This window comes from Anabaena sp. PCC 7938 (assembly GCF_049315035.1).
GTDB lineage: Bacteria > Cyanobacteriota > Cyanobacteriia > Cyanobacteriales > Nostocaceae > Anabaena > Anabaena cylindrica.
In genome coordinates this window covers 5,311,129-5,329,007 of record NZ_CP186034.1, presented here as the reverse complement: position 1 = coordinate 5,329,007, position 17,879 = coordinate 5,311,129, and the positions used below count along the sequence as shown (strand labels likewise).

The window sequence follows — 17,879 nt, the reverse complement described above, 5'->3', positions numbered from 1 at the left end:
TTGTCAGGGGATCAATACGGGGATCACCCAGTATTCATAAAAACTTATCAAAGAAAATAATTTTATATATATTCTTCGTAAACAAATGTTAAGCGATTCTTATTAAAAAAGATTGCAATCTCTTGATTTAGTTGCTAACGTGTGTAGTGGCAACATACTAGTGAATGCTCGGATTAAAGAGAGGTAAAACCGATGCGCTGTATCCACGCCAATAGACTTCAGTTTTGACTATCATACCAACGAGAAATTTCGGCTTCGTATAGGCAATGGAGGGGTATTGCTGATTAGCCAAAAATTTTCGTTTGACAAGAATTACCAATCATCAATCGTCTGACCTTTGGATTGCAAAGAAGCAAGAGGTAAGGCGAAAAATTTGGAGGTGAAAACCGATGAAGATTCAAAATAAAGTTGCTCTCATTACAGGTGCTTCCCGTGGAATTGGCAAAGCGATCGCACTAGAGTTAGCCCAGCAAGGGGTAAAGCGGTTGATATTGGTAGCACGCGATCGCCATAAATTAGCCGCAGTAGCGCAAGAAATCGAAGCATTCGGCACCGAAACCATAATCATGGACTTAGATTTAACAGAGTCAGTCAAAGTTAATATAGCGATCGCTCAACTATGGCGCACAGATGGCCCCATACACCTTTTAGTTAACTGTGCAGGAGTCGCATATCAGAACTCATTTCTGCAATCAAAACTCCCCCAAGTCCAAGAAGAAATCTCCATCAACTTGTTAGGAATGTACAACCTCACGAGTCTGATAGCCCGTCGTATGGCCAGTCAAAAAGAGGGAACAATCGTCAATGTTTCCAGTCTCATGGGGAAAGTTGCCGCACCCACAATGGCCACCTATTCAGCCACCAAGTTTGCAATTCTCGGCTTTACCCAAGCCCTCCGTCGGGAACTAGCAGAACACAACATCCGCGTTGTCGCCTTACTTCCCACCCTCACCGACACAGACATGGTGCGCGACTTAAAACTATTTCGTGGAGTCACCCCCATGACACCCCAACAAGTAGCCCAAGCACTTACCAGAGGACTGGAAAAAGACTCATCAGAAATCTTAGTCGGATGGCAATCTCATTTAGCCGTTTTGTGTCAAAATTTTGCCCCTTGGTTGTTAGAAATAGTTTTAAGACTAGCAGCACCAAGAAAACAACCCCAAACCAACTTAATCAAGAGTTGGGTAACAAAAATCCAGCATTTTAGCAATTCGTTGTTCTCTAGAAATAGGCTGGCTTTTGGTTCAGTCCGTAAGTAGGAAATGAGAATGTAGAGACTTTGTTTAACGTAAGTTCAACAACATATACTGCAAAGGGTTCATAGTTTAACCAAATATGGAACCCCTCTCCAAACCTCTCCCCGCAACGGGGAGAGGCTTAAAACCAGGTTTTTGTATTATAAAAAAGTTCAGTTTCTAGCCGTTTTGAATATAGTCGAACCTCTCTCTTTACTGCACACACATCCTTACCCAAAGGGAGTTTTCAGCTAAGAGAAACAACTTAATTGCCAAATCCAGTTCCCCTCCTCGCTTGCGGGGAGGGGCTAGGGGTGGGGTATTATGGCTGTGGGACAACGATTTGATCTCAAATCAAGCCTAATGAGCAAATCAAAGAGAGTAAAACCTAGATTTGTAAACGACTTCCGACTGATGTATACACGGTAGAAGAGGTAGTTATTATGGCACTTACTAAAGACTTTAAAGAAACTGTTAATGCACGAATCCAAAGAGATCCTGATTTTGCGATCGTTCTACTTGATGAAGCTATTTCTCTCTTCCTTAATGGTGAACTAGAAACAGCAAGACTGATTTTAAGAAATATGCTAAATCTAAGTCACTTCTAAGTTTAGCAACTTGTGTCATTTCAGCTAAATTCATAGCTTGTTGATGTAACTCTTGAATCTGACTCATTTTTTGATTTTGAGTAATTCATTGAATTTTCTAGAGATCCAGAGTAAGTTGCCGGTTTGAAAGTTCATCTATTTCTATCACACCTGCTATCAGTTTCCAGCAATAATTTTCCTCTTCCCAGCCCATATATTGACCAGGCATACCTAAGCTAACCGTTATTAAATAGTTACCTTTAATTTGATATCCCGCATCCAATTTAGAAATAAAAGCAGGATCGGTGATTCTTACTTCTGTTAACTTCTGACCAGAAGTATTTTCTAGTGTACCTTTCCACTTTGTTAATCCAGTCTCATTTTCTTGAGACTTTACATCCAAGTTTTCAGCATAAATAAGTTGTAATGTACGCCGATTCTCGAAAGGCAGAGATTTTAGATATGACTCTTTGACATATTTAATCGGATTATGAAGAATATAACGATCTTTCCAAGAATATTGCAATACATCTTCTGGTTTAGCTTTACCTACTAGTTGCCATTCTCCAGGTAGGATAGTGAGGTTTTCACTTTCAAACCCAAAGTTTTCACCTGTGTCTGCTAGTGGAATCTCTAGAATGTCTAATAATTCTGGTTCTCTTCCCGCCACAAGTCGAATATTTCTTGGGACTCGACCATCATCATATTGGTCACATACAGGACGAATCCAATTACCAGTATCTAAATCAATTCCAGCAATACACCGTTCTTTGTTTTTCCAAGAATTGGCAAGACAGATAATTTTTTTCACAGATGACATATTTTGACATTTCCCCACTTGGTACTTAAATATTCTGCCACTAATCGGCGATGACAGTAATGGGGTTTGGCCTCGCTACACAAAAGACATCCACCATCTAATATTTCTGGTTTAACCTTCTTCTCAATTTCTCTTTCAGCCATCAGATGGAGAAATTTCTGCTCATAAACTGACCACTCACCTTTATTTTTTTTATATTCATCTAAAATATCTTTTGTTGGTGCTAGTTCAAGAATGTGAACATATTCAATATTACCAAGCTTTTTTAGAAAATATTCTAAGTCTGTTTTCTTTGCAAATCCTGCTAATTGAGAGACATTATTTAGCCGCGTATCAATAACACGCTTCACTCCAGATTTAACAAGAGTATCAAAGAATTTCTGGGCAGTTTTTTGGGTAAAGCCGATTGTGAATAAGTCAACGGAATTACTCATATTCATTTCCTTTTTTTTCTACATAAGCAACTTCATCACTTTGCAATCTATAAGCCTCTTTTATAGACTCTTCTCTTGAAGGTAAATTAGAAGGCTGAAGATTTTGTGAACTATCAGAAAAGAGAGATAACTGAAGTGGCGCTGCTACAAGAGCCAATTGTTTTAAACCATGTCTAGCTAATAATCTGTCTTCAAGTTTATCATGTGATTCTAAGTCGCCATTATTTTTAATATGATTAATTTGTAAATTACGTTCATTTCGTAAATGTTGACAAACTAAAATAGCGCGATGGCAAACAATGGGATCTTTTTCCGCACACATCAAAGAAATTCTATAATCTTTCAACCCATTAATTACACGTTTAATTCCTTCTCTAAATAATTCGGTAGCAGCAATTTTTTCATATACAGCTTTACCATCAACATAACATTCTGGGTTTTTTGGTCTAGCGCCTAGTTCTTGTCCTAAAAATACATATTTTATATTTACTCTTTTAAGCGAATCTTTCAGTTTTATGCTGTTAAAGTGGGGTAAGTAACGGCTGTAAGGATGAGATCGCACATCTGCCAATGCTGAAACATTATGCTCTAGCAAAAGCTCAATAAACGCTTCTATACTGTGATTTGAATGACCAATAGTAAACAGTTCCATAAACCAACACTATGAGGTAAGAAAGCTGATACCAATTATATATGAGGTTACACCAAATAAATCTCGTAGAGACTTTGCATAATCGCTAAAGTCATTAATAAAGCGTATATTCATAAATAAATTATACAATACTGATTTATTCACTTAAATACTCCTGTCTGCGTTCCTGGATGAGTTCATCTACCAAGTTTCTATCAGGTGATTTGTCTTTTAATAAACCTCTTAATTTTTTTACTTGTTGTTTAAGACTGACTAATTGGAGTTTGCCATTATCTTCAAGTGTTAAAATTAATCTATCACCAGATTCTAAATTGAGTATTTGTTGAATCTCTTTAGGTAAAGTTAAACGTCCTTCCGGTTCAATATCAAGTGTATAGTGTTGAGGAATTGATGAATTAGTAAGTGTCATAGCTTGATATTCCCTTCTTTTATCTATTTCACTATTTATTATAGTACGTTGATATAATAATACATATTGAATTTGCAATCAATTAGTTTTCCTTCTCACATAAAATCGAAAATACGCAAACCAAGAAAATACATTAACTGCAACTAACAAACCTGTACCCAAATAAGCTTGAATACTAGAAAATAAATAAATTGTTGCTCCTAAAACCAGTAGAATTTCTACCAAAGCCGCAATGCGTCCATAATGATTCACATCCCAATAAGAAACCGGACTAATAAAACGATAATTACTGAAAGGAAAAAAGTGACGATGAGCATCATTGTTATGAACTGGTAAATCTAACAAAGAATGCAACACCATACTTATAAAACCTACCTCAAATACTTGCCAATTCCCGATATGGGCAATTAATATACCCAACAACGCTAAAGGGATCGAATGAAAAGTACTGACAATAAATTGCCAAAAAGGTTGATAATAAACCTCAGACCAAATTTGGCGTTCTGGTAAACGGTAAACAAACTTCATCAAGAAGTAGAACACAAAGATGGGAATATCTGGAAGGACTGCACCGACGATAATCGCTGGACTAGCCTGAGTTCGTAGTTGTTGATTAAAAATCACCAGATTGAGAATTGCGTGACTGGGGGTATTCATAGCCAGATATCGGTGCAAGATTTACAGTTATACATTGTTTCGGAGCAACCAGAAATGTTTCAATTACCTAATAATCTGCCCAAATTGCCCGAAATCATTGATGATTTACCAAATATATCTGGTTGGGAAACAGAAGTTCTTTCTGTAGTCAACCATAATCAGCCTGTATTTTTACCAACAACTAATATTAAATTAGCAGATGTAAATGCAGTATTTGCGATCGCACTCCATATGCACCAGCCCACTATACCAGCTGGACAGAATGGTTCACTCATCAGCAATCTGCAATATATGTTTGAACATCAGCAGGAAGGAGACAACCACAACGCAGCCCCCTTTGCTTATTGTTACAGCCGTATAGGTGACTTCATTCCTGAACTAGTCAATCAAGGTTGCAACCCCCGTGTCATGTTGGATTACTCCGGTAATCTGCTGTGGGGACTCCGACAAATGGGAAGAAGCGACATCCTCGACAACCTTAAACGGATTACGTGCGATCGCACCTATCAGCCTTATGTAGAATGGTTAGGGACAATGTGGAGTCACGCCGTCATTCCTTCCACACCCATACCAGATATTAAACTGCATATCATGGCTTGGCAACATCATTTTGCGGCAATTTTTGGTTGGGAAGCACTAGCGCGAGTCAAGGGATTTTCACCCCCAGAAATGCACCTACCCAATCACCCCGATACCCTCTTTGCATTTATTAAAGCCCTCAAAGAATGTGGATATCTTTGGTTACTAGTACAAGAACACACTATAGAAACAATTAACGGTGAATCCATCACACGAAAACATTTACCACATCGTTTAATTGCTCGCAATTCCCAAGGAGAAACCATTAGTATTACCGCCTTAATTAAAACCCAAGGTTCAGATACAAAATTAGTGGCTCAAATGCAGCCATATTATGAAGCCAAAACATTATCTAAACAACAATTAGGTAATGTTTTAGTACCACCTATTGTTAGTCAAATTGGTGATGGTGAAAATGGTGGTGTGATGATGAATGAATTTCCTAGCGGTTTTAAACAAGCTTGGGGGGATATGGTGCAGAATGGAGGAGGAAAAACCGGAGTAGTCGGTGTCTGTGGTACAGAATATTTAGAATTACTAGCAGATGCTGGATGTCTACCTGAAGATTTTCCCCAATGTCAACCTGTAGGACAGCATCAAATTTGGCAACAAATTGCCCTAAATAATTCTCAACCAGATGCCGTAGAAAATGCCATTCAAGAAATCAAAAAAAATAACCCCAATTTTCATATTGATGGGGCATCATGGACTAATCATATTAGTTGGGTTCAAGGATACGAAAACGTTTTATCTCCCATGTATGAATTAAGCAGTTCATTTCATCAAAAATTTGACCAACTATTGTCTAGTGATGCAGATGAACCTGTAACTAGACAACATCACTATCGCCAAGTTTTATTACACAACCTGTTACTGCAAACAAGTTGTTTTCGATATTGGGGACAAGGTGCTTGGACTGATTATGCACGGGAAATATACCAACGTGGCGAAAATTTACTTTAACACCAACCGATTAAATAGAACTCTGTTTCAACTGGCGACGGCGTAATAAAGCGAGTCCAGCAACTGCACCTAACCCAAGTATGGTTGTTGGCTCAGGTACAGATTTTCTAGCTATTACCTTAAAATCAGGGCCACTATAGCTTTTTCCTTGAGATGTTAATCTCAAACCACTTAATTCAGTCACTCCCAAATCTTGGAGACTCATACCCCAAGAACCTACATTTTGACTTTCCCCAATTTCTTTGGTGTCAATTTGGAAGCCAGCATAGTTAGTGGATTTTTTTGTTTCTGTAAGTTGTTTGAAACTACCGATTAAATTTCCAGACTTATCCAATGCTTGAATACCTAATGTACTATTCTGACCACGTTCCCAAAAGAACAGATTATCCAACCCTAATTTATCTTTGAAAATTTTGCTATCAAAGAAAACATCAATAGTGAAATAACCATCATCTTCTGTGTCAATGATGTTATTTAAGTTGTTATTACCCAAAAAAGCTGCAATGGCATTACCTGTAGGGTCTTCGGCTGTTGCTAATGGTGAGGTTGCATTATCACCTTTATCAGTACTAGCTGCACCACTGTTAGAGTTTGTAGTGTTTTTGGGTGTATTGTACTTAATAATAGCCTTGTTGACGTAAGAGAAGTTATCAAATGTTTTTCCATTTTGAGTAATGGAGTTTAGAATGACATTACTTTTAGCATTAGTCTGCGTGACATTGCTGGTAAAATTTGCAGCTTCAGCAGAGTTAGCACCAGATAACACAGCACCGAAAAGCAAGCCTATAGAGATAAATGCACTTTTAATTTTCATCAAATTTTCCCAGATTTATATAAGTTGGCGTTTTTTGCTTTTTATTTGGCAATTAACTTCAACTATCTCGGAAAACTGAGAATTTGTAACCCGAAAATATGCTGGTATATTTTTTTTAAGTCAATTATTACCGCAAAACATGAATTATTTCGTTTATTAATGTGGGTTTCAAGGTAAATAACAGTATTATCCAGTAAATATTAAAATGCGGAAAATACTGTTTACTTAGGTATTGGAGTATGAAGAACCTGTGAAAATATGCAAAATGCTAATGAATTAGATATTTCAGGAGTTATTATGGGAGAATAAAATGCTTATACTTACCGTGTTATTATCATATTACTCGTAGTAGCAGCCAGTGTTTTTATCAAAATTTATCTATAATAGTTAGGACTTACGCACTATACAAATTAGACATGATATGAATTAACGAGGATTGGTGATTGCAGGCTTTTGAGACAGCATATTAGTAAGGTGTGTCAGATGTAGAAAATCTGTTAATTGTGCTAAATTATTGATTCTGACGCACCCTACAAGAGACTGAAACTATACTCCATATTTACTCTGTTCTGTCAATGCGTAAGTCCTAATAGTCTTGCTTTTTAGTATTTTTGTTGTGAAAAAATAACTAAATATCAAGATCAATCTCTTGTATATACTATCACGAATTGCTTAAATAACCCCAATATGCCTGAATGACTGAGTATAATGATTGTTTACTTTTCTAGTTCTGCCTTTGATCCCCATTTGATCCCCATTTCGATAAAATGACTAGGCATAACCCTAAAACTCAAAACCGCTTTTGACTGCGACGCATGATGAATCAACTGAACAACGGTTTTACGCTATTTCTAAGTCTGCTAGTCGAGGCGATGCCTTTTTTGCTGCTGGGAGTGTTATTCTCCAGTTTTCTGCTGTTTTTTATTGATGAGCGCAAATTAGTAGAGAAAATGCCGACAAATCCTCTGTTGGGGGCTTTAGTAGGCAGCATGATTGGCTTTTTATTTCCGGTGTGTGAGTGTGGTAATGTGCCGGTTGCACGGCGGTTATTAATGCAGGGAGTACCCACACCCGTAGCAATTGGCTTTTTACTAGCAGCGCCGACAATTAACCCAATTGTGATTTGGGCAACTTGGACAGCATTTCGAGATCAACCAGAAATAGTAGTGTTAAGAGTTGTATTGTCTTTAGCGATCGCTACTATGATCGGTTTTATTTTCAGTTTTCAGCAAGACTTAAGTCCTTTTGTTCAACCGACTATCGCTCGCTATCTGAAATATAATCCACCTGCTAACAAAGACGTTAAACGCAAGGGAAGGCGTTACCAAGCACCAGCAGAAGCAACTACTAATAGCCTTTTGCAATCAGGAACTTATATTCTGGGCGGTAAAGCAGGTATATCCACTAGGATCAGTGATAATTTAATCCAGACAACTCTTTCAACTTCTAGCGTCAATAAACCTCTTGCAGATAAACTTCGTCTAGTATTGGATAACATAGTCCAAGAATTACGAGAATTAGGGGGCGTGATGGTAGTAGGAAGCGCTATTGCTGCTTCTATTCAAGTTCTAGCACCTCGTGAACTCATCCTCAGTTTAGGTGCTGGGCCAATCACCTCAATCCTGGCCATGTTGGTTTTAGCAGCAGTAGTATCAATCTGTTCTACAGTCGATGCTTTTTTTGCACTATCTTTTGCTTCAAGTTTTACCAGTGGTTCTTTATTAGCATTTTTGGTATTTGGCCCCATGATTGACATCAAAGGTGTTGGTTTGATGTTATCAATTTTCAAACCTAGAGCTTTATTTTATCTATTCGCTTTAGCCGGACTATTGACATTTTTCTTGACTTTACTTTTGAATCTGCACGTTATGTAAGGTTTTTCATTAGTGATACCAGCAGTCAGCGATCAGAAAGAGCGTATTGCAATACACCCATCCAGTAGTAAAATTCTCTTGGTACAAAGTGAAATTCGCTTCTAAAATCTGCAATCTGCTGTATTTGCTCTTTGTATTTCGTTAAAAAAATAACTAATAAATAATGGCTTCAATCCAAAATCAAAAACCCAAAATCCCAAATCAGTTGATCCCCTGGCTAGATGTACTAGCAATTACAGCTTGGGGAATATTAATGCTGAAATATTGGCTCACAAGTAAACTAAATTTATTGATTCACCCTGATTACTTTTGGTTAGTAATTATGGGTGCTGTCGGTTTACTAATTGTGGGGTTTTTCAAGGGAAAACAACTTTGGAAACGCCGTCGTCGTTATGAAGCACCTGCTAATAACGATCAGCATATAAATTTATTTCCCCCTGGTTGGGGTAGTGGTTTGCTGCTAACCACAGCTATTTTAGGATTTATAATTACTCCTCGTGTTTTTACTAGTCAAACAGCACTTGATCGGGGTGTAACAGAGATACTTGGGGCCACACGCTCCCAACCCCAATCCTTTCGCGCTACTGTGCAGCCAGAAGAGCGATCGCTCATAGATTGGGTACGCATTCTCAATGTCTATCCAGAACCAGACGCATACACAGGACAAAAAGTTAAAGTCCAGGGATTTGTGATCCATCCCCCAGAATTAGATAAAGACTTGTTGTTATTAGCAAAATTTGTGATCACTTGTTGTGCCGCAGATGTCTATCCCGCAGGCTTACCTGTTAAACTTCCAGATAATCGTGATCAGTATCCCCCAGATGTGTGGCTAGAAGTAGAGGGACAAATGATCACAGAAAATGTAGCCAATAAACGCCAACTTACTATCAAGGCTACCTCCCTCAAAAAAATTCCCCAACCTGAAAATCCTTATAGTTATTAGGGAATAGGTGACAGGTGACAGAGAATAATTATTCACCAATGACTAATGACTAAATCATATAAATTTATTCAACCACTAGATCGAATAGCGATCGCTCTCATGCTCCTCTTAAGTTTGCTGATTGGGTTCGTCATCTTACAAGGTGACGCAGTTAAGCCCACGGTTAGGAATTTTAACTGGCAAAATCAACAAATTGGTGCAGAAGATATCTCATTTAACCTGACTTTTAGCCGTCCAATGGACACCAAAAGCGTAGAGGATAATTTAAAAATTGATCCACCTCTAGCAGGTAAAATCAGTTGGGCAGGAAGACGGATGGTTTACACACTCATAACACCAGCACCCTACGGCACAAATTATAAAATTTCATTGCAAGGAGCCAGAGATAAATTCTCAGAAGCAGAAGGAAAAAAGAGAGAAATTCAGCCTTTTACAGGAAATTTTAGTACTCGCAATCGTGCCTTACTTTACATAGGCGCGAATCAACAAGAACAAGGAAAGTTAGTACTCTACAACCTAACTCAAGAGCAAAAGAAAGTACTTACCCCCCCAGACATAATTGTCATGGATTTCGAGCCATTTCCCAATGGAGAAAAAATATTATTCTCTGCACGTCCTTCCAAGAATCCAGACTTACTCTCAGCCCAACTATATACAGTTACAACAGGCATTACCAGCAAAATTGATGCACAACCAGAACCAGCAGGTAAACTTGACCTAATTTTAGATAATAAAGACTATCAAAACCTGAAATTTGATTTATCCTCTGATGGACAAACAATAATTGTTCAACGAGGCAAAAGAGATAATCCAGGAGATTTTGGCCTGTGGTATCTTCCAGCAACCACCGATAATTATGGAAACCGACCTACTCCAAAACGCTTGGAAAGCCAACCTGGTGGAGACTTTATCATCACACCAGATAGTAAAGCTGTAGCAGTTGCCCAAGGACAAGGAACAGCAATTTTATCTCTCGAAGGAGATGCCACTAAACCACTAGATTTTTTACCACAATTTGGATTAGTGCAAGCTTTCTCCAAGGATGGTTCACAAGCTGTAATGGTCAAATTTAATACTGACTATACACGAGATTTATTCCTAGTCACCAATCAAGGTGTACAGAAACAATTATTAAAAACAACAGGCTCAATTCTCGGTTGTGATTTTGATCCTGCCTCACCCACTCTCTACTGCTTGCTCACACAGCTAGTATCACAAGAACAATACATAGAACAGCCTTATTTAGTAGCAATTAATCTGAAAACTGAGCAGCAGAAACCACTATTAATGCTGCCACCAGCCCAACGAAATGTGCAAATGAGTTTAGCACCTGACGGTTTGGGTATATTGTTCGACCAAGTAGTACCAATGCAAAATAGTACGCCACAAACTTCTTTATCTGCCAACACTTTAAAAACTGATGATGGAGAACCGATTGCTACTAGTAGTCTGTGGTTAATGCCTCTGCTACCAATAACTGATGTAGAGAACATCGAAATCAAGCCAGAACAACTACCGTTAGTAGGTTTTCATCCCCACTGGCTACCTTGATCAAGACATGGGGTGCAGGAGAGGAAAATTAATTTTTTCTCCAGACCGAAGAGGCGGAGGGGCAGGGGGCAGGGAGCAGGGGGAGCAATCCCTGTCCCGAAGCCGTGAAGCGGAGCGGAACATGGGTATCAAGCCCCGCCCTTCTAGGGCGTTCTCGATTGGTCGGAGTACAAGCTCCTTCCAATTCTCCCCCCTGATCCCTGCTCCCCGCTCCCCTGCCTCTTTTGACTCCTGACTCCTATTTTTTAATGTAAAATTTAATACTATAAATCTAGAAAATCTCTGCCTCTCTCTACCTAATTGTAGTATCTGAGTGGATAGGGCTGGGGGCATAATAATTTTTAGCAAATTAATATAACTTTTAACGAACGTCAAGTAGGTTCACACCCTCTACCACTTGGGGAGAAAAAGACTACATCATACAGAAAGTTGACGCACAAGAAACTGACAATGTTATAACGGCGTTATCAGCATCAATTTTAAATGCACAATTTAGGATACTCTCTCATGACTAGTACATACAGTCAGGTAAAAATAACTAGACAGTTAAAAATAGACAAAAAAATTCAATTCTATGAGCATTAAAGCTTTCTGGCTTTTGCCCATAGCCTAGCTACCTGATAGTACTAGCCACTTATGCTGAAAGAGAGTTAAACTTGGCTTCTAGAGGAAATCCTGAATTTAACGCAGTTGATCAGCACTGTTGTCATAAACACTACTGAATACTTTTAAGCAGGTGGGTCAAGAGTGATGAATATAGCTGACACCTCAAACAACGGCACTGTGATTGAACCCCTAAATTCTGCAAATTCGCCATCATCAGATCTGGCGGGTTGTCCTTTTTACTCAGTTGTCCATGATGAAAATATGGCCGTGACTAATTTACCACTCCTGAACCCATCCGCAGAACAGCAGTGTGAACCCGTAGTCAATACTCAAAAAGACTGGGTTGCAGAACCTGATAGTGAGAAACAAGCAGTTGTAGACTCTGAATTTCATAAGTTACTGACCCTGAATCAAGAGTTAAGCACAGCTAATGATGACTTGTACTCTCAAGTAGAACAGTTAAAACATGAATTAACTGAAGCAGAAAAGATTTTGCAATGGCAAAAAAAGCGCTCCAGTGTCACAGATTCGATGCTAAATCAACAAACTCAGGAACTCTCAGCTGCACAAGAGCAAATTGAGTCCCTATTTCAACAGTTAGAAACGGCTGTACAAACTGTTCAAAGTCAAGAAATTTTCATCGAAACTCATAAAGCACATTTACAAATTAGCCAGCAACGCCTAGCTCAATTAGAACGCCAGTGTTCATTGTTGCAAACTAACTATAGTGAACAGTCTCAGCAGCTATTACACTCAGAAAATACTTGTCGGGAGTTGCGGACTAGACTGATGCGCCAACAACGTCAAACGCTACAATTTAAGGCGGCTCTAGAAAAATGTCTAGAGACATCTGTTCCTAACCATGACACCCTAGAGGATAAAGCCCATCATCCCCATGACGTAACCGGTGGACATACAAGATTCTCTAGAAAAGCGCGATCGCTATTCCCCAATGCACAGCCCATTAAACCTTGGTCAGCAGAATCAGATTTTGTGAGTGATACCTGTGGTAGTTTACATCAACACGTAGAACACCAACACGCTGATAGTTCTTGGGTGGAACCTTTAACGCCATGCTCACACGAAAAAAATTACTCTGCGCCAATACCTGTATCTTCTGAAAACTGGTCGGATGATGAATGTACCTTCACATCTACAGAAATAGCTGCCTCTTTAGAAGATAATGAATCTGTAATTACATCAGAAGCTGCTTCTAATTCTAATTCCTCCAACATAGACCAGCAGTTGGAGAGTCTGATTCAAATGTTTTTCACCTCTGCACCTACATCGGCAATTCCACTAACAACGGCAGAGAATGAGCAAAGTGATCAAGCTGATACACCTATCTCGGAAACCTTAGCATTTATAATAGAGAATGCTGAAAAACTAAAAATTACAACAGAACAAGATTTGAAGACGGATATTATTAGTCCGCCTGCTACCTACAGTGCAGGGGTGGATAATTCTCTTATTTCTGCTTCTAATGATCCATCAATAATTCCCACTTCTCCACACGAAGAAACGAATGCTGTAGAAATTGAGGACTATTGGTCAGATGTCTCACCATCTACAACATCGAAATTACCAAGACACCATTTTTCCCCAGAACCGTTGGGTGAATATCCTCAAGATCATAAATCACCCTCACCGTTGATTTATCCCCAGCGTCCACCCAAGGGGCGCAAGTCATTAGCATCGGTAGAATTACCAAATTTTCGCACCAAGGGTAATGAATCAAAGGTCAACGATGAAGAGTAAGAGTTATCAGAACTCAGAACTCGGTACTCAATTGACTAATGACTAGTTTGAGTTAATGCTTTTGGGTTAACTTTGACTACCTGATTGTGCCATAGTGGTTTGCCGGTAGAAATTGCATAATTAATTGTTAACAACTTTAACCACAGTCCGGGATAACGAGGTTCTAGCCAAGATTGATTGGACTTGAGGAAACTAGCGAACCATTTGCTTAAAAAAGTACTGACTAGGGCGTGACGACAGAAATTGACATAATTACCCAACCATCTCAGCAAATCTTTAAGCCCAGCCATTTGCCAAATCCATAGTAGCAATGCTGGATTTTTTCTTGCTGCTTTCAGGGCTAGACGGTTAAAGGTTAACCAATCACAGCGATCTTTAATGAAGTTATCTGCCACTTGTGGAGGTTCGTTTGCTAATAAGCCAAAGAAGGTATTGAGCATAGAATTCACCCTTTGGGGGGGGATAAATTTCCCTGTTGGAACCATCATGCCTTTAGAAAATAACCAGGTGACAGCAACGTTACTTTGATAAGCACGAATTTGATTTAAATGTTGGAAACTCAATAAGTCATGTTTGATGGCTGTATTTAATAGGGTGGTTAAACGCTCCAAATTGCGAACTAGGGAACCAAACCCAGTGAAGATTAGAGGTGATTGGAGTGAGGCAGCATCACCAATTGCGATTAATCTATCAAAAGCAATTGTGCGATCGCTACTACTAACACTAAAATGCCCCGGTATATAGCCAAATGTCGGCTTTTTCCACACCAGTTTATCCATATCACAGCGACGATACTCTGGCAAAATCGTGAAGAAGTCCTCATACATCTCCAGCAAAGAACCAGGATTTTTCCCATTCACCTCATGATAATGAAACAGATAAATCGTTAGTTCTTCCCCAACCCCAGGAAATAACTCCCAAATCAACTGTCTACCTCTAGAAATATCTCCATGACTATAAAGAACATCTCCATAATCAGAATCCCAGACTCCCGGCTCAAATCCCTTGTCAATTACTGCTCCCACAGTCGGACAAACACTATCAAAAGCCCTACCACCATTTAATTGCCAAGCAATAGGTGAAGCCGTTCCCATCGCATCTATCAGCAATCTTCCACTCACTTGCTTTTCATTACCACTAGGCAAATGCTTGACACTCAACATAACTTGTGTATTACTGACATCTGCTCGGATAAACTCTGTTTCATCCCAGATATCACCACCCGCAGCTTGTAGTTTTTGTCCACATATTTGCAGTAATTTTTCAGAATCTAGAGCTATATTCAGCACGGTAGGGGTGTGCAAAATTGGCGCTTTCAGGTGAGAGGGATTATTCCCATCAAAAAATTTATTAAATCCGTCTTTGTATTCCCTGGCAATAATTGTTTCCAACTCAGCATTTGTCAGCAAACCCAAATTAACCAAACATTGGATTTCATCACGGGAAATATTCCATTCCCGATTCATTCTGCCAAAAGGTAAACGTTCCACCAACAAGACTTTATAGCCTAACTTAGCCATCAAAGCCGCATGAATTGAACCTAAAGCCCCACCAATGTAAATGAGGTCATACTGGAGATTGGGCTTTTCCTCTTCCCTGTTTTCCGCAGAAAATACCACCTGACGAGGCTTTTGCGGATTTCTTACCCCTTCTCGCCAACGTTGCTCCCACCAGTAAGCACGCTTGAGGTCATTTTCTCCATTAGGCATTTTCTGAAAGTACTTGACAGTTAGGGGATAATAAGGTTCTAGCTCTGCGAAAATCGACTTTTGGAAATCAATTTCTGGTAGTTCTGGATAACTATGGGGGAAGTAGCTGCGGATTTCTGTGGTTAAACGTTGGAGAATTTGCGCCTCATTAGTAAAGGGTTTCTTAGCCCAACGGAACACCTTGAGATAAGTAGTATGCTGTACCGACCAGACAAACACAGAAAGTTCATCCGGCAAACCTTCCTCAACAGAGACAACAGGGCTTCTCAGCCGAAAACCATCTGCTGTCAGCAACTTTTCCCCATTCCCCGGTGCAAAATCTACCTGTAGCCAGTTGCGTACAGCCGCAGTGTCAGTTGTCGGAACTTCTAAGTAAAGAATCTCTTTCATATTTCTGCTGATATCTCCCATCGATCTACTCACTACGAAAGATTTGAAAAAGACGGGAAGTGCGTTAGACTCCGCCCTATCAGTTGCATCACCATTGAATTAAGAAATTTTAATAAGTTGTTAACTTTATTAATCATTTTAGAACTTCTGTAAACTCATACCATGAATTATCCTATCCCAGACAGTCCCCAAGAAATTTTTGCACTTCGACAACAGCCAGTTGATGAAGAACTGGTAGCAGCCGTAATTGCCGGAGTTGTTCAACTTGTCCGCGCTCAAGGTCAATCTTTAGAAGAATTAACTGCCCAGGTATTAGCGGATGACACTGTGTTAGATAGGCAACAACGACGTTGGCTCAGTACGTTGGTTGCTCAAGCGTGGGAAAGTTTCCCTTAATCTTCCTTTGGCATTCTACCTTGTATAGACTAGTACCATGGGGCAAAATTAAAAATTAAAAGGAAGTCTGATCACTTTTGAAAATATTTCAGAAAGCTGTACAGCGATTTGAGGAATAACTATCTTTATAGGCATCCTCAGCAGTTCTAGAATTAAAATTAACTTTGTTCTCTAATTTTTACCCAATACGTGACTACTACACCCCTTTCTCCAAATTTTTCACAAACCGCTTCAGTACCTGATACCCTGGGACGCTTTGGCCGTTTCGGTGGTAAGTACGTTCCTGAAACTTTAATGCCTGCTTTAGCTGAACTAGAAACAGCTTATCAGCAATATCGTAATGAACCTGGTTTTCAGGCAGAATTACAGGGGTTGCTGCGTGATTATGTAGGACGTGCTACACCGTTATATTTTGCTGAACGCCTCACAGCTAATTATGCCCGTCCTGATGGCACAGGGGCGCAAATTTATTTAAAACGTGAAGATTTAAATCACACTGGCGCACATAAAATTAATAATGCTCTTGGTCAAGTGTTATTAGCCAAGCGCATGGGTAAACAGCGAATTATTGCGGAAACAGGTGCAGGACAACATGGAGTAGCGACGGCAACTGTTTGCGCTCGTTTTGGTTTAGAGTGCGTGATTTATATGGGTGTTCATGATATGGAACGCCAATCTTTAAATGTGTTTAGAATGCGGCTGATGGGGGCTGAAGTTCGCCCTGTGTCTGCGGGTACGGGAACTCTCAAAGATGCCACTTCTGAAGCCATCCGCGACTGGGTGACGAATGTGGAAACTACCCATTACATCCTTGGTTCTGTGGCTGGGCCTCATCCATATCCAATGATGGTACGGGATTTTCATGCTGTGATTGGTGAAGAAACTCGCGCTCAGGCGATGGAAAAATGGGGCGGTTTACCTGATATTCTGATGGCTTGTGTGGGTGGTGGTTCTAATGCAATGGGACTATTTCACGAATTTGTGAAGGAGTCATCTGTGCGGTTAATTGGTGTGGAAGCTGCGGGAGAAGGTGTGAACACTGGTAAACACGCAGCTACTTTGACAAAAGGACAAGTTGGTGTGTTGCATGGTTCGATGAGTTATCTTTTGCAAGATGATGATGGCCAAGTTATTGAACCCCATTCTATTAGTGCTGGGTTAGATTATCCTGGTGTTGGTCCAGAACACAGCTATATGAAAGATATTGGACGGGCGGAATATTACAGTGTGACTGATGCTGAAGCTTTGGATGCCTTTCAGCGATTGTCGAAGCTAGAGGGAATTATACCCGCTTTGGAAACTTCTCATGCGATCGCTTATCTGGAAACTTTGTGTCCCCAACTCTCTGGTAGTCCCCGCATTATTATCAACTGTTCTGGACGGGGTGATAAAGATGTGCAAACAGCCGCTAAGTTCTTAATTCAATGAGTACAATCGGGGTGTGTTCCTAACACACCCTCAAAAGTTTGTAGATAATTTCATTAACTTGGTGATTTAAT

General features: G+C 39.6%; 16 protein-coding genes. 9 read left to right on the top strand and 7 right to left on the bottom strand.

The features are described from left to right. Positions 1-389 precede the first annotated feature (389 nt). Positions 390-1,262, top strand: a complete 873-nt coding sequence (locus ACOWPH_RS23895) for an SDR family NAD(P)-dependent oxidoreductase (protein ID WP_015212606.1) — start codon at positions 390-392, stop codon at positions 1,260-1,262. Between the two features lie 419 nt (positions 1,263-1,681). Beyond that, positions 1,682-1,846 (top strand): hypothetical protein, encoded by a 165-nt coding sequence (locus ACOWPH_RS23890; RefSeq protein ID WP_015212605.1) that lies wholly within the window; start codon positions 1,682-1,684, stop codon positions 1,844-1,846. 97 nt (positions 1,847-1,943) lie between these two features. Here the strand turns inward: ACOWPH_RS23890 and ACOWPH_RS23885 are convergent, their stop codons facing one another. The 5 genes from ACOWPH_RS23885 to ACOWPH_RS23865 all read right to left on the bottom strand — a co-directional run bounded on the left by ACOWPH_RS23885 (position 1,944) and on the right by ACOWPH_RS23865 (position 4,797). After that, positions 1,944-2,645, bottom strand: a complete 702-nt coding sequence (locus ACOWPH_RS23885; RefSeq protein ID WP_015212604.1) for a dual OB domain-containing protein — start codon at positions 2,643-2,645, stop codon at positions 1,944-1,946. Next, the gene (locus ACOWPH_RS23880; protein WP_015212603.1) at positions 2,633-3,079 is read right to left on the bottom strand and encodes a DUF488 family protein; all 447 of its coding nucleotides are present in this window, start codon (positions 3,077-3,079) and stop codon (positions 2,633-2,635) included. The genes ACOWPH_RS23885 and ACOWPH_RS23880 overlap by 13 nt, the downstream gene beginning before the upstream one ends. After that, entirely contained in the window at positions 3,072-3,731 is a 660-nt protein-coding gene (locus ACOWPH_RS23875; RefSeq protein ID WP_015212602.1) for a DUF488 family protein, read from the bottom strand. The genes ACOWPH_RS23880 and ACOWPH_RS23875 overlap by 8 nt, the downstream gene beginning before the upstream one ends. Before the next feature lie 136 nt (positions 3,732-3,867). Next, the gene (locus tag ACOWPH_RS23870; RefSeq protein WP_042465574.1) at positions 3,868-4,140 is read right to left on the bottom strand and encodes an AbrB/MazE/SpoVT family DNA-binding domain-containing protein; all 273 of its coding nucleotides are present in this window, start codon (positions 4,138-4,140) and stop codon (positions 3,868-3,870) included. Positions 4,141-4,218: 78 nt separating this feature from the next. Beyond that, entirely contained in the window at positions 4,219-4,797 is a 579-nt protein-coding gene (locus ACOWPH_RS23865; protein WP_015212600.1) for a hypothetical protein, read from the bottom strand. Between the two features lie 54 nt (positions 4,798-4,851). Here ACOWPH_RS23865 and ACOWPH_RS23860 point away from each other — a divergent pair, with 54 nt between their 5' ends. Continuing rightward, positions 4,852-6,339 (top strand): hypothetical protein, encoded by a 1,488-nt coding sequence (locus ACOWPH_RS23860; protein ID WP_015212599.1) that lies wholly within the window; start codon positions 4,852-4,854, stop codon positions 6,337-6,339. 10 nt (positions 6,340-6,349) lie between these two features. Here the strand turns inward: ACOWPH_RS23860 and ACOWPH_RS23855 are convergent, their stop codons facing one another. Then, complete coding sequence (locus ACOWPH_RS23855; RefSeq protein WP_015212598.1) at positions 6,350-7,153, bottom strand: exosortase-dependent surface protein XDP2; 804 nt, start codon at positions 7,151-7,153, stop codon at positions 6,350-6,352. Between the two features lie 818 nt (positions 7,154-7,971). Here ACOWPH_RS23855 and ACOWPH_RS23850 point away from each other — a divergent pair. From ACOWPH_RS23850 to ACOWPH_RS23835, 4 genes are all read left to right on the top strand, one after another. Next, on the top strand, positions 7,972-9,027 hold the full coding sequence (locus ACOWPH_RS23850) for a permease (RefSeq protein ID WP_042464449.1): 1,056 nt from the start codon (positions 7,972-7,974) through the stop codon (positions 9,025-9,027). 163 nt (positions 9,028-9,190) lie between these two features. Continuing rightward, positions 9,191-9,970 carry a TIGR03943 family putative permease subunit gene (locus ACOWPH_RS23845; RefSeq protein ID WP_015212596.1) on the top strand — a complete coding sequence of 260 codons (780 nt, stop codon included), beginning with the start codon at positions 9,191-9,193 and terminating at the stop codon, positions 9,968-9,970. 45 nt (positions 9,971-10,015) lie between these two features. Then, positions 10,016-11,521, top strand: coding sequence for a hypothetical protein (locus ACOWPH_RS23840; protein ID WP_015212595.1), 1,506 nt, complete (start codon positions 10,016-10,018; stop codon positions 11,519-11,521). A 750-nt stretch (positions 11,522-12,271) separates the two neighbouring features. Then, positions 12,272-13,885, top strand: a complete 1,614-nt coding sequence (locus ACOWPH_RS23835) for a hypothetical protein (protein ID WP_015212594.1) — start codon at positions 12,272-12,274, stop codon at positions 13,883-13,885. Between the two features lie 35 nt (positions 13,886-13,920). Here the strand turns inward: ACOWPH_RS23835 and ACOWPH_RS23830 are convergent, their stop codons facing one another. Beyond that, on the bottom strand, positions 13,921-15,984 hold the full coding sequence (locus ACOWPH_RS23830) for an NAD(P)/FAD-dependent oxidoreductase (protein ID WP_042464445.1): 2,064 nt from the start codon (positions 15,982-15,984) through the stop codon (positions 13,921-13,923). Between the two features lie 162 nt (positions 15,985-16,146). Here ACOWPH_RS23830 and ACOWPH_RS23825 point away from each other — a divergent pair, with 162 nt between their 5' ends. Continuing rightward, a complete protein-coding gene (locus ACOWPH_RS23825; RefSeq protein ID WP_015212592.1) occupies positions 16,147-16,380 on the top strand; it encodes a hypothetical protein in 234 nt (77 codons plus the stop codon). 189 nt (positions 16,381-16,569) lie between these two features. After that, positions 16,570-17,808, top strand: a complete 1,239-nt coding sequence (gene trpB / locus ACOWPH_RS23820) for a tryptophan synthase subunit beta (RefSeq protein ID WP_015212591.1) — start codon at positions 16,570-16,572, stop codon at positions 17,806-17,808. Positions 17,809-17,879: the final 71 nt, after the last annotated feature.